The organism is Saccharicrinis fermentans DSM 9555 = JCM 21142, from assembly GCF_000517085.1.
In the GTDB taxonomy this organism is placed as follows: domain Bacteria; phylum Bacteroidota; class Bacteroidia; order Bacteroidales; family Marinilabiliaceae; genus Saccharicrinis; species Saccharicrinis fermentans.
Window position 1 is genome coordinate 3,364,875 of the sequence record NZ_KI912107.1, and the last position, 13,935, is coordinate 3,378,809.

Consider the following 13,935-nt stretch of genomic DNA (forward strand, 5'->3'; position numbering starts at 1 on the left):
CAAACGCCAATGGTATTTGCACCTGCTCGTGCTCTAGGTGATCTAATCTCTTTGAGCTACATCTAACACCCCCTCGATAAAAGCACCACAAGCTTTAGATTATTGATGAATAGCTCACGCGTGATTTAACAACTTACAATTTTAATAAAAAAACGCAGCATAACGATGACTGCGCTCGAATCTATATCAGGGATACTATGCTATTGGTCAATTTTATGATCAACCCATTTCAAAATCTCCACTTCTTTTTCTTTCGCCTTGTCCACAACCACCTGTCCCATCTTCAAAACATCCTCCACAAAAACCTTATCCTGCAAGCCCTTAGCATTTATTCTCACATTAAGCCATGCCCCTAAAACTCCACTGCGTGCACACAAGGCGCCAACTCCTGCATCAGAAACAGAGTTTGAATTACCAACTTTGGCCATCTCCAACATTACGTCCATCGAATCATAGCACAATTGCATCGTTTTAAAAGGGACTTCTATCGCATATTTGGTGGCGCTCTCAATCGCCTTTTGCCGCATCCTTTTTTCCTCATCCGACATCTTTGGCATTTGAAGGGCATCCATAATTTTATTAAAAGCATGAGTATCTTCATCCACCATCTTTAATAACTCATCATGAAAATACTTTCCTTTCTCTGCCCAATCTGAAAATTCCTGAACACGGCTATCCCATCCTCTTTTATGCGAAGAGAGATTAGCAACCATGGTTCCTAGCGCACTTCCCAATGCACCCAGATATGCAGATACAGATCCTCCTCCCGGCGCAGGTGACTCACTTGCCGTCTCATGCACAAAATCGGCCATACTTTTATCCACCAAGCTATTTTGTTTTGTCTCGTTTTGGAGAATATATTCTATAATCTTTTTATCCGGCTCAAAAGGATATAATTCATCCAGGCCTAATGACTTCACTGCAATTTTAATAATTTCCTCATCAGCAATACCTATTGATCGATTTTGTTTTCGCAAAAAATACTTACCAGCATCCAGGATCGCCTTCAGCGGCACCACCCCCACTAATTCAGAACCAGTCACGCGCAATCCCCTGGCACTTGCTCTTTGACAAGCTACATCAAAAGCTTTATGCATACTTGTAATTGAAATGTCAGTAAGGTTTAATGAAATTTGGGCGATTCCATACTCTTCAATATACCAACCAATTCCTTTTACGCATTTTAACAGTCCTGGTTCATTCACCGGATCCCCTTTTTCATCTCTAATGATCTTTCCATTTAAACTTCCTCCTTCACGTTTCACCCGCCCCCGCTCTCTCATGTCAAAAGCAACGGCATTGGCTCTTCGCGTACTCGTCGTATTCAAATTAATATTATAGGCTATCAAAAAATTTCTGGCGCCAACAGCAGTAGCACCCGACTTCTGTGTTTCTTCATCCCAATGACAAGAACCAAAATCAGGTTTCCAATCCAAGCTTTCAATCCGCTTACCTAAAGCCTCATACTCCCCCTTCCTACATTCCGCCAAATTCCTTCGTTCCTTCGTTTGCGCTGCATACTCATAACAGTAAATAGGTATATTTAACTCATCCGCTAATCGCTTGGCCAACCTGCGAGCATACACCACCACTTCATCCATAGTTATATTAGATACCGGAACCAGTGGACAAACATCCGTTGCCCCAAAACGCGGATGCGCTCCTTTATGCTTACGCATATCAATAAGTTCTTTGGCCTTTTTCACCGCCCGAAATGCAGCTTCCAAAACTTCATCAGGCGTTCCTACCATTGTAACAACAGTACGATTGGTCGCCTTACCAGGATCTACATCTATTAAACGAACACCTTCTACTTTCTTTACCTCATCTGCAATTTGATGAATCACATTCATATCGCGTCCTTCACTAAAGTTAGGAACACACTCTATCAACTGCTGCATATGCTTCATATTTAAGGGATTTAAACTACATTTCCATTAATAATAACAGTATCTACCTTATTTTCTCCATAGCTATAGGGTATAAACTCCACATTGGGAATTTTCTTTGTCATAATCAAATTGGCCTTTTTACCAACTGTTATGGATCCTAGCTCACTTTCAACCCCCATGGCATAAGCCCCATTGATGGTAACTGCATTCATAACTTCATCAGGCAACATTCTATACAAAATACTCCCCATTGATATAATAAACTGCATATTTCCGGACGGAGATGAACCCGGATTAAAGTCACTGGCCAAAGCGATCGGCAAACCAGCGGCAATCATTTTACGCACTGGTGCATACTTCATATTTAAAAAGAAAGCCGCCCCCGACAAAACAGTAGGCATTGTTTCTGAATTCAACAAAGACCTAATCTCCTCATCACCCACAAACTCCAGGTGATCAACGGATAAAGCATTATATTTCACACCCACTTGCACCCCACCCGAATAATCCAGTTCATTGGCATGAATCTTGGGTTTCATACTATATTTAGCCCCCGCTTCCAATATCCGTTCGGTTTCTTCCACGGTAAAAAAACCTCTGTCGCAAAACACATCAATATAATCCGCCAACTTTTCTTCAGCTACCTTCGGAATCATCTCTTCAATAATCATTTTCACATACTCCGCTCTATTTTCTTTATATTTATGCGGCAAGGCATGTGCGCCCAAAAAGGTAGATTTTATAGTAAGCTGACTACGCTCTTTCAACCTTTTTATCACCCTAAGCATTTTAAGTTCTGATTCTGTAGAAAGACCATAACCACTCTTTATTTCAATGGCGCCGGTTCCCCACCGAACCACTTCTTTAAGTCTTCCTTCGGCCTCTTCTAAAAGTTGATCTTCGGATATATTTTTCATTGCAAGTGATGAGTTCAATATACCTCCTCCACGCCTGGCAATTTCCTCATAAGAGAACCCACGGATTTTATCTATAAATTCTAATTCTCTTGTATTAGGAAATACTAAATGAGTATGTGAATCACACCAGGCTGGCAATATAATTTTACCTTCCGCATCCACCACTTCTGCATCATCATACGATGGCAGCACTCCCATACTACCAAAATCCTTTATTTTTCCGTCTTCAATAAGCAAATATGCATCTTTCATACGCTCCCAAACAGCCATATCTTTTCCCGCTCGAAACTTCAATGTTGATTCCATGACAATTCCGCAAAGTTCCTGAATATTCTTAATTAAAATTTTTTGCATGTCTTTACTTTTTACAAAACATTGATAAACGGTAATGCTTCTAATAACCCTTCTATTTAACACGATTACTTACACTACCCTGCCAAATACAAAGGGATATATTTCAATGGGTATTCATTATTTCATAAAATTAAGAGTAGATCAGGTCATTCTCAATGACAACAGTCATCAAACACCACCAAGCATTAAATAAACGAAGCGAAAAAATCAGGCATAACAAATATATACACTTCATTATATACACATTACAACAACACACACTTCAGTTAATTGTTAAAAAATGATAAAAAAGTAATTCCGCGCAAAATAAGTATTGACATCTGACACATATGGTTGTAATTTGTTACTAATAAAAATGCTCTCCTGGTCCCCAATAATAGGAACATTCGAAATGTGTGTGAGGTTTAGGTTAGTTTTTTAGAATGTTTCCGTATGCCTGTCTGTTCTAAGACAGGCTTTCTTTTTTTTATCAACGGTATTTTTGTATTTTCCTCCAAAAATTATGAGCATGATAAAAAAGAAAATATTATTTGTTTGCCTTGGCAATATTTGCCGATCACCAAGTGCCGAGGCAGTTATGAAGGCAAAACTCGAAAAACATCAACTTAATGACAAATATCTGATTGACTCTGCAGGCATTACCGGATTCCACGAAGGGTCTCCAGCGGATCATCGCATGCAACAACATGCTTTCCAGAGAGGCTACCTATTAACCAGCCTCAGTCGACCAATACAGATACCTACAGATTTCTACAAATACGACCATATCATTGCCATGGACAAAGAAAACATGAGCGATCTAACGGCACTAGCACCTGACAACTTCAACAGCGAAAAACTTAGCAAGATGACTGATTATTGTACTCACTTCACACACGATTCTGTGCCAGATCCCTATTATGGGGGTGCAGCTGGCTTTGAATTGGTCTTGGATTTATTGGAAGATGCGTGTGAAGGACTCATTAAAAAGCTAGAAAGTGAATGGATCTGTTTTAGATAAAGTAAAAGCAATCATCAATGAAGACATTGTCAACCACTCAGCACAAGCTGGAGGTTGCATTGCCAATTCTCTGCGCATTAAAACAGCCTCTGGCAACATCTACTTTCTAAAACAGGGATTCTCAAGCAATATGTTTATATGCGAGGCCAATGGTCTGCGTGAAATAAGTCGTTCCGCAACCATCAAAACCCCCAAAGTAATAGCTGTTAACCAAGACTTTATATTGTTAGAAAACATTGAACATGGCCTCAAGACTCAGGAGGCTATGTTTTCCTTTGGTTGCACCTATGCCCAAATGCACCAGTACACAGGAAAACATGTTGGCTTTTATGAAAATAATTTTATAGGCTCCACCCCTCAATTAAACACAGTGGAAGATAATTGGTTAGACTTTTTTCATAAAAACCGTTTACTATATCAATATAAATTAGCGGAAGCAAATGGATATGCCGACACAGAACTAAGAAACAAATTCATAAAAATAGAAAAGCAGTTGCCCCAAATACTGTCCGGCTCCGAGGAAGAACCCTCTCTTTTACATGGAGATCTATGGAGTGGCAATTACCTGATTGACCATACAGGCAAGGCCGTTCTCATTGACCCTGCCGTCTACTATGGACACAGAGAGGCCGACTTGGCAATGACCCAACTATTTGGAGGTTTCTCACAAGATTTTTACCAAGGCTATGAGCAAACTTTTCCATTAAAAGAAGGCTATATATATCGCAAAAACATTTATCTATTGTATCACTTACTAAATCACCTCAACCTATTTGGCACCAGCTACTATCGTCAATGTCTCCAACTCATGGATTTTTACCTCTAACAAAAAGTCTCCCTAGCTTAAAAAAAATACACACAGACAACAGCCCTTACACAAAACCTCTTGTTTCAGCAATAACTACCATCATTTCAACAATTTCATCATCACACATTTCCTTACAATTAAAAAAAGCATCATAAAACTGAATATCAGGTACTCCCTTTTCAAAATAGGCTCTAAACGCAGCTCTTCTTCTATCCATCTCCTGACATTCACGTTTTGCTTCAGACAGAGTGATCCCTTCATTTTTACATACCTCTTCTGCTCTCCAATCCAAAGGAGCGATCAACTTCACATGAAAAGATTTCTTAAACTTTTTGGTAATAGCCTCTGCAGCCCTCCCTACAATAACTACATTACCCTCACTAGCAGCTGTGTGAATAAAGTTAGCAATGGTATTATTAATCTTGCTATCACTGGGATAATAGGCTTCAGAAAAGAACAAAGCTATATTCTCAAAAAAACTCCGGTTTTTATATTCAGCCAAATCTTTTACCAAGGAAGGGGTTAACTTTAATTCTCGGGCCGACTCTTCCAAAATCTCCTTACTGAGCCACCTCCATTTTACATCAGCACCTTCTCTCCGTAATCTATCTGAAAGAACATGAGAGAGGTGCTCTCCAATTCTTTTACCGGGACATCCATACTCACGAGAAATAGTAATTACAGGACCTTCGGAAACAGCAAATTGCGTTTGATCCATCTTACCAACCCGTTCGCGCATATACTTTAAAAAAACATTATCCATGGGCTTACAATTCAATAGGTTAATTTAGCAATAAGATAACCACAAAAAATCAACTGGACAACAAAGGAGGTGAGAATTTAACAAAAAAAAAGGATAGATGGAAACATCTATCCTTTTACCCTTAAAATCAGCTTTGTTAAATCTAAATCTATGAAAAAAAATCTACATTACAAATGTAAGTCAAAGTTTAATGAAAGAACCTCAAAATAAGTTAAAGCCTGTTAATTCCACTAAAGAGCACTAAAATTGCCTTTTTCAATGATATTTTCCCATACTCATACTTTTTGACTCCTCCGATTCTTACAAAAGCATGAAGTTGATAAATTTCACCAAAATCAAATTCTTCACAAATACTACAAAACAATAGACCATCCATACCAACGATACTGCACACAATCAAAGCAGAACAAGCCTACGTAAACCTTCATTACACTAGTAGTACGCAAAACACTTGCTTAGTAAGCTATATTTTAAACAAATGCACTAGCAAACCTTCCATTTTTTACTACTTTTGCGCTCTAATTATATATATATTAAGCTAATGGCTAAGAAAGGACGCAATAAAAACAATCAACCGATTACAAAAGATCGCATAACAACACTTCGCAGAAAACACCGTACTTCATTCATGCTCAACGAAAAAGAAAAAGAAGCCATTGAGTCATATTGCAAAAAAAACAAGATTAACAACAAATCAAAGTTCATACGAGAAACATTAATGCGAACGGTGATACAACATTTTCTTGACGACTACCCTACCCTGTTTGACAAAAAAGACATGGATCAACTAAAAGTATAACTAGAGTATTTTCACCCACTCTTTCAATCGATAATCGGTCAAATCCGGTTCATTATCCTCATCTAGGGCCAAACCAATAAACTTACCGTCTATCAACGCCAGGGAATCGGAAAAGTCGTATTCTTCACAAGGCCAAGCACCCACAAAAACACACCCCTTATCTTTTATTATTTCGTACAACTTACCCATTCCATTACAAAAAGTATCTGGATATGTAAATTGGTCTCCAAGACCAAACAACGCCACCTTTTTACCCTCCAGATTACATAGAGATAGCGTATCTACAAAAGTCTCAAAATCATCTTGCAAATTACCCACCCCCCAGGTTGAAGTCCCCAGAATCAAAAAATCATATTTTTCAATATCTGGCTGCGTAGCTTGTTCCACTGGGTTTAATTGAGAATCTGGCAGCAATTGAGCCAACTTTTCAGCAACAAACCGTGTATTACCAACTGAAGAACCATAAAAAATACCTATCATAACTTATTATTTTTGAATGAGTAAACACCTAGACAATAGGAAAGTTTAAAATAACAGACGCTATTTTTTACGTATAACAAAAATACCATCCCTAAACGGGAATATCACTTTCTCTACCCGATCATCTTCTTTCACCATTCGGTTAAACTCAACTATTCCCTGTGTATAAGTATCTTTTGTATCCAAAGGCTCCACCACCTTTCCATCCCACAAAATATTATCTGCTAAAATATATCCTCCGGGATTCAACATACCAAACACCTGCTTATAGTAATTTGGATATTGTCTCTTATCGCCATCCATAAATACCAAGTCATATTTTTTATGCAAGGATGGCATCACATCCAAAGCATCACCAATATGCATTTTAATTTTATGAGACAAACCTGATTTATCAAAGAAAGACTGCGTAAAGCTCTCAATTTCGTCATCCACATCAATGGTATCAATAAAACCATCTTCGGGAAGTGTTTGAGCCATACAAATACAAGAATACCCTGTAAAAGTTCCTATTTCAAGAATATTCTTTGGTCTGATCATTTGACAAATCATCTTTAAAATTTGCCCTTGTAGATGCCCCGACAACATACGAGGACGCAAAATATGAAGATGCGTTTTTCTATTGAGGTCGTACAAAAGCGCATCTTCCTGATTTATATGCGCTAATATATAATTCTCCAGATCTATATTTTGATCGAACATAGCCTACAAGTATATAAGTTGTGACATATCATCGGGATTAAAACACTCGTTGGAAATCTGCAAAAGATCAGATGCTGTAAGTTCATCAATCTTGTTATACACATATTCCAATGTATCAACTTTATCATACAGCAAGTAACTTTTTCCCAAATTAAGCATCAAATTCTCTTTATTTTCAGAAGAGATTGCAATCTGACCTTTCAGCTGCCTTTTGGCCTTATGAAGCTGCAGGGTCCCTAACTTTTTTTGACGCAACATATTCAACTCTCCAATCACAATTTTTAAACTTTTATCTACATTTTTCTTATCGGTACCCAAATATACCGAAAAAATACCGGTACCATAAAAGGCAGTGTACGACGACTCTATGTTATAGGCGATACCTCTTTTCTCACGCAATGACATATTAAGTCGACTATTCATTCCAGGCCCTCCCAACAAATTATTCAGCAGATGCAGCCCCAATCGCTTGGGATGATTATAATCATAAACAACACCACCTATCACCACATGACTCTGGTAAGTATCCTTATCAATACGAACAATTCTAGGGGCATGAGATAAAACCGGCTTCCTTTTTACAACCCGTCTATTCTCAGGAATCTCACCAAAATATTTCTCCGCCAGCTTAACCACCTTTTTAAAATCTTTTTGTCCTACAGAACAAAATACGATTTGATCAGTATGATAATTACTTTGAATAAAACGAAAAATATCCTCCCGGGTAAAAGACTTCAATGCCTCGGGTGTTCCTAATATATTTCGGCCAATGGGATGGTTTGGATACAACAATTCCTCAAAATCGTCAAATATTAATTCAGCAGGGGAGTCTTTATATGAATTAATTTCATCAATAATAACTTCCTTTTCCTTCACCAATTCCTTATCCGGAAATACCGAATGAAATGTAATATCGGCAATCAGCTCCATCGATCTTTCATAATCCTCCTTTAAGTACGTAGCATAAATACAAGTCTCCTCTTTCGTAGTATATGCATTCAGCTCCCCCCCTACATCTTCCAAACGACTTAAAACATGAAAAGCCTTACGTTTTTTTGTTCCTTTAAATACAACATGCTCAATAAAATGCGCCATCCCATGCTCATTTTCATCCTCATCTCTGGAACCTGCATTTATAATCACCCCGCAATAACCCACTTCTCCATTCTCAGGTTTATGAATGATTCTAATTCCGTTATTTAATGTATGTGTGTAATATTCCATGTAAAAAAATATTGGAGTGCAAAAGTACTAAAGTACAACGTATTTAAGCACACTCTGGAGCAAAATAAAATCATATTTTTTAAAAATGATTTTGCAGAAAAAAATCTTTGTGTATATTTGCACCGCCTTAAACAAAAAGGCACTTCTATTGAAAGCAGTAGAAAGATAAAAAAAATGAGGTACCATAGCTCAGTAGGTAGAGCAATGGACTGAAAATCCATGTGTCCCTGGTTCGATCCCAGGTGGTACCACATTAAAATAAAAATCTGTATTAAAACAGACCTCGAAACAAGGGGTGCCATAGCTCAGTAGGTAGAGCAATGGACTGAAAATCCATGTGTCCCTGGTTCGATCCCAGGTGGCACCACCCACAAAAGCCGATAGAAATCATTCTATCGGCTTTTTTTATGCCCCCAGTTTTACAATGGCGAGTTGTTATAATTGTGGAGTTAGTGAGTTAAGAAGCTAATAGTTTGTAATTAAATATATTGATATTCTATTATAATACTAATTTCAAGTATAACGAAAGTCTTTACAATTTATCCATAATCACATTCAATATTTCATAGTATATAAACAATTTACAACCAAATACACAAGTATTAATCAATAAACTAAGAAGCTGGCCAAAGAACAATTAACCAGGCAAACTCCTCTCATGAACCTTTCTTTCCAAAATCATGTTATACTACTATTATATGTATCTGTCTTTATTCCAAACAAACCATATTAAATCCCCTAAAGATGAAAGAAAACAAGAACCAACTAACACCCAAGCCCCAAAAAACAACACAAGCTTTCTACGTTGTAGGTATCGGTGCTTCAGCCGGTGGACTGGAAGCCATTCAACAATTATTTGACAATATCCCAGAAGACACAGGGATGGCCTTTGTAATCATACAACATCTATCACCCGATTTCAAAAGTCTGATGCCCGAACTACTGGCCAAACATACCAAACTTAAAATCTACACAACGATAGACAAACAGACCATAGAGCCCAACTGTATTTACCTAAACCACCGTCATAAAAATCTCCACATCAAAGGGAAAAAGCTATACCTCTTAGACAAAGGGCCCAAGCACAACCTCAACCTACCTATAGACATCTTCTTTCACACACTAGGAGAAGAATTCAAAGAAAAATCCATTGGTGTAATCCTATCCGGAACAGGGTCTGATGGATCCAGAGGTATCCGCACCATAAAAGAAGGAGGAGGCACCATCATGGTACAAGATCCTGCATCCGCTCAATTCGACGGCATGCCCCACTCTGCTATATCCACCAACCTGGTAGATTTCATTTTGACACCCAAACTCATTGCAGAAAAATTCAGCACACCCCCCTCCAACAAGCCACTTGTTAATTTTTCGACAGACACCAAAGACTCAGCAGATTCCCTCATAAAAAACATACTAAAAGTCGTTTACCAATTCTCTGGCATAGACTTCAGAGAATACAAAATAAACACCCTCTTACGTCGTATTGAAAAGAGAATGAACATTAACAACATAGAACATCTTCACGACTACCTTCATCTTCTTTTGGAAAGCAATAAAGAAAAACAAGAACTGAAAGATGACTTTTTAATTGGCGTAACACGTTTTTTCAGAGATACTGAAGCTTTTCATAAGTTGGAGCACCAAATCGTACCAGCCATGTGCAATACCAAAAACAAAGGCGAAACATTACGCATATGGATCCCTGGCTGCTCCACTGGAGAAGAGGTATACTCCATAGCCATGTTAATTGACGATTACATCCGTACTCAAAAGCTCAATCTGGTTTATAAAATATTTGCCACAGACATTGACGCCCAGTCCATCAAAAAAGCAGACACAGGATCCTACCAGTACAACATCGTCAATGAAATAAAAAAAGAATACATCGACAAATACTTCATTAAATCTGGCGATAAAATACAAATCATAAAACGCATTCGCGAAAAAATAGTATTCTCAGTTCACAACGTATTTAAAGATCCTCCCTTTATCCATATCGATTTAATCTCATGTCGCAACATGCTGATATATTTCGACAACAAAATCCAAAAGAGAACCCTTCAAAAATTTCAGTTTGCGTTAAACCAGTACGGATACTTATTTTTAGGTAGCAGCGAATCACTGGGTGATGTAGCAGAGCACTTTGAAACTATGGATGCCAAATGGAAGATATATCAAAATACATCCTCCACCCATCAACTACCATCGCAAGTTGATTTTGACAGCAACACCCCGGTCACTCCTTTAAAAAAAACCTCAAAAGCAATCAACAAGTTCGAGTACCCACACAAAGAAAGTCCCGCGAACGTTTTCCATCGCTATTTAAGCAAGAAATACAGTCCCGCCTCTATTTTCATTGACAACAATTTCAATATTCTTTTTATCAAGGGAGATGCCGGAAAACGACTATCCCATACCGAAGGCATTTTTCAGAGCAATTTATTAAAAATGGTATCTCCCAAAATAGCCATGGCATTAAGAAGAGGAATCAGAAATATTGAAAAAAACGACCAGGAGTTAATGATCAAGAACATCATCCACGACACAAACAACGAACTTCGTTCTTTTGACTTAACGATCCATAAACCCTTGGGAGAAATAGAACTCAAGGACACCTACCTGATCTCCTTTACCGAAGATGAAGTACAAGAAGCACAAAGCATAAAAATAGTTAACAACACCAACAGCGAAAACACATCAAAACAACAATTAGAAGAACTAGAAACAGAACTTAAAGAAGTAAAAACAGAATTACAAAACACGGTAGAAGAACTAGAAACCAGCAATGAAGAACTACAATCGTCCAACGAAGAACTCATGGCTTCCAACGAGGAACTACAAAGCACCAACGAAGAGTTACAATCTGTAAATGAAGAACTTTACACTGTAAACACAGAATTACAGGAAAAAAACAAGGAGCTGATCAACCTCAACAACGACATGACCAACCTACTAGACAGTACCGAAATAGGAACACTCTTTTTGGACCGCGACATGCGCATTCGAAAATTCACCCCTTCATTACAACAACACTTTAATTTAGAAGAAGCAGACTATGGCAGATCAATCACCAGTTTTGCATCCAACTTTAACGAACAAATAAGGGCTTCCATTTTAAACGATTGTCAATCCGTTCTCACAAAACTAATCACGATCGAAAAGGAAATCACAGACAAAGATGGAAACTATTACTTAAAAAGAGTAAGTCCTTTTATAACGGTCGATAAAAAAATTAACGGAGTAGTTATTACACTGGTAAACATCAACCGAATAAAAGAAACAGAAAAAGAATTAAGCGAAACAGAAGCAACATACCACAATTTATTTGAAAACATGAACGAAGGCTTTATTCATGCGAAAATAATAACGAACAAAAACAACACGCCAATTGACTGGGAATACATAACCATAAACAAAGCCTTTGAAAAACAAACAGGACTCCATGCGGTAGATATAGAAGGCAAAAGAGTAAGCATCATTCAGCCCGAACTAAAAAGCAATGCAGGAAATTGGATAGAGACATTTGGCAACACAGCGCTCACTGGCGAAGAACAGTTTATATATAGTGAATCTGTTTTCCCTGACAAACATTTCTATGTTCACTTATTCTCACCTCGTCAAGGAGAATTTGCTGCCACTTTTGCTGATATAACAGAATTAAAAAGAAAAGAAGAAGCATTGGTAAAAAGCGAAGCTGAACTAACCAGAGTACAAAGCATCACGCACACTGGCAGTTGGTATCTGGATCTTAAAACAGGGGAAGTAAGCTGGACTCAGGAGCTTTACCAAATGATGGGAGTAGACTCCAAGGTATCTGCACCTATCCTATCGGAACAGAAAAGGATGTTCACTGAAGAGAGCTGGCAACTACTAACTTCTCATTTAGAAAATACTATCCAAACAGGCATACCATATGAACTTGAATTACAAATGCAAGAAGCATACAAACATAATGGATGGATATGGGCTCGCGGTGAATTGGTAAAAGACGAAAACAACAACAAAATAGGATTAAGAGGAGCCGCTCAAGACATCAGTGAAAGAAAAAAAACAGAACAAGAACTGATTTTAGCCAAAAAAAAGGCCGAAATAGCCAACATACACAAAAATTACTTCTTGGCCAACATGAGTCATGAGATCAGAACCCCCATGAATGGAGTAATCGGCTTTTCTGAATTATTAAAAGATGATAATTTATCGCAACAAGAAAAACACAAATACCTGGAAATAATTAACATCAATGCAATGCAACTCTTAAGCCTAATTGACGACATTTTAGACGTAGCTAAAATTGAATCCGGCGACCTAAGGGTAAACAAAGATTCAGTGTCTCCGGCAAAAATCATGAATGATCTAAAAACAAGCTACAACCAACTTAAATTCAACATGAATCCAGACTTAGAAATCAAAGTCAACATACCCCAAAAACATTCAGACATACGAATTCTAACAGACGCACAAAGACTTCATCAAGTAATCAGCAACCTTTTAAACAACGCATTAAAATTTTCTAAAAAAGGAATCATAGAATTTGGATATACCGTTCATCATAAAACGATAGAAATATTTGTAAAGGATGAAGGAATCGGTATACACCCTGATAAAATAGATGAAATATTTGAACGCTTTAAACAAATCAACTACAGCACCAACACCACATTTGGAGGTACAGGACTTGGCTTGGCAATATGCAAAGGAATTGTAGATCTATTAGGAGGAGATTTGAAAGTTAAATCAAAACCAGACATAGGTAGCAAATTTTATTTCAGCATACCCATACAAGAACGGCCTAACAGCCAAATAAACACAAGTTCATAAATACATTATTTAAATCAACCTTAAAACAAAAAGAGTTACAAACAACAAAACCATATATTTTAAAAAAACAACCCCATTAAAAACAGACAATTTCACATACATCATAGAACAATCCACAATATAGGTCGATTTTTTTTGGGCATATGTTATTTTTTTATACTTTTATGGTTTACTT

General features: G+C 37.5%; 10 protein-coding genes and 2 tRNA genes. 6 read left to right on the forward strand and 6 right to left on the reverse strand.

Annotated elements, in window-relative coordinates; translation table 11 throughout:
• Positions 1 to 200: 200 nt before the first annotated feature.
• Positions 201 to 1,910, reverse strand: coding sequence for a glutamate formimidoyltransferase (gene ftcD, locus CYTFE_RS0113700; protein WP_027472246.1), 1,710 nt, complete (start codon positions 1,908 to 1,910; stop codon positions 201 to 203).
• Between the two features lie 11 nt (positions 1,911 to 1,921).
• Positions 1,922 to 3,163: an imidazolonepropionase gene (gene hutI / locus CYTFE_RS0113705; protein WP_027472247.1), complete on the reverse strand. Its 1,242-nt coding sequence runs from the start codon at positions 3,161 to 3,163 to the stop codon at positions 1,922 to 1,924.
• A 508-nt stretch (positions 3,164 to 3,671) separates the two neighbouring features.
• Here hutI and CYTFE_RS0113710 point away from each other — a divergent pair.
• Both CYTFE_RS0113710 and CYTFE_RS0113715 read left to right on the forward strand, forming a co-directional pair.
• Entirely contained in the window at positions 3,672 to 4,163 is a 492-nt protein-coding gene (locus CYTFE_RS0113710; protein ID WP_027472248.1) for a low molecular weight protein-tyrosine-phosphatase, read from the forward strand.
• Positions 4,141 to 4,989: a fructosamine kinase family protein gene (locus CYTFE_RS0113715; protein WP_027472249.1), complete on the forward strand. Its 849-nt coding sequence runs from the start codon at positions 4,141 to 4,143 to the stop codon at positions 4,987 to 4,989. Before CYTFE_RS0113710 ends, CYTFE_RS0113715 begins: the two co-directional genes overlap by 23 nt.
• Before the next feature lie 46 nt (positions 4,990 to 5,035).
• On the opposite strand, the gene CYTFE_RS0113720 is transcribed toward CYTFE_RS0113715, so the two are convergent.
• Positions 5,036 to 5,734 (reverse strand): cytidylate kinase-like family protein, encoded by a 699-nt coding sequence (locus tag CYTFE_RS0113720; protein ID WP_027472250.1) that lies wholly within the window; start codon positions 5,732 to 5,734, stop codon positions 5,036 to 5,038.
• A 541-nt stretch (positions 5,735 to 6,275) separates the two neighbouring features.
• Between CYTFE_RS0113720 and CYTFE_RS0113730 the strand changes: the two genes are divergently transcribed.
• Complete coding sequence (locus CYTFE_RS0113730) at positions 6,276 to 6,533, forward strand: hypothetical protein (protein WP_044213250.1); 258 nt, start codon at positions 6,276 to 6,278, stop codon at positions 6,531 to 6,533.
• Here CYTFE_RS0113730 and CYTFE_RS0113735 read toward each other — a convergent pair whose 3' ends face one another.
• From CYTFE_RS0113735 to CYTFE_RS0113745, 3 genes are read right to left on the reverse strand one after another with little or no spacing between them, the layout of a single operon-like run.
• Positions 6,534 to 7,013, reverse strand: coding sequence for a flavodoxin (locus CYTFE_RS0113735; RefSeq protein ID WP_027472252.1), 480 nt, complete (start codon positions 7,011 to 7,013; stop codon positions 6,534 to 6,536).
• 60 nt (positions 7,014 to 7,073) lie between these two features.
• Positions 7,074 to 7,715: an O-methyltransferase gene (locus CYTFE_RS0113740; RefSeq protein WP_027472253.1), complete on the reverse strand. Its 642-nt coding sequence runs from the start codon at positions 7,713 to 7,715 to the stop codon at positions 7,074 to 7,076.
• 3 nt (positions 7,716 to 7,718) lie between these two features.
• A complete protein-coding gene (locus CYTFE_RS0113745; RefSeq protein WP_027472254.1) occupies positions 7,719 to 8,939 on the reverse strand; it encodes a M16 family metallopeptidase in 1,221 nt (406 codons plus the stop codon).
• Between the two features lie 178 nt (positions 8,940 to 9,117).
• Between CYTFE_RS0113745 and CYTFE_RS0113750 the strand changes: the two genes are divergently transcribed.
• The 3 genes from CYTFE_RS0113750 (at position 9,118) to CYTFE_RS28795 (ending at position 13,760) form a co-directional block, all read left to right on the forward strand.
• Positions 9,118 to 9,190, forward strand: a tRNA-Phe gene (locus CYTFE_RS0113750).
• A gap of 43 nt (positions 9,191 to 9,233) precedes the next feature.
• Positions 9,234 to 9,306: transfer RNA gene (locus CYTFE_RS0113755), tRNA-Phe, on the forward strand.
• A 377-nt stretch (positions 9,307 to 9,683) separates the two neighbouring features.
• A complete protein-coding gene (locus CYTFE_RS28795; protein ID WP_052343199.1) occupies positions 9,684 to 13,760 on the forward strand; it encodes a CheR family methyltransferase in 4,077 nt (1,358 codons plus the stop codon).
• The last annotated feature ends 175 nt before the right edge of the window (positions 13,761 to 13,935 follow it).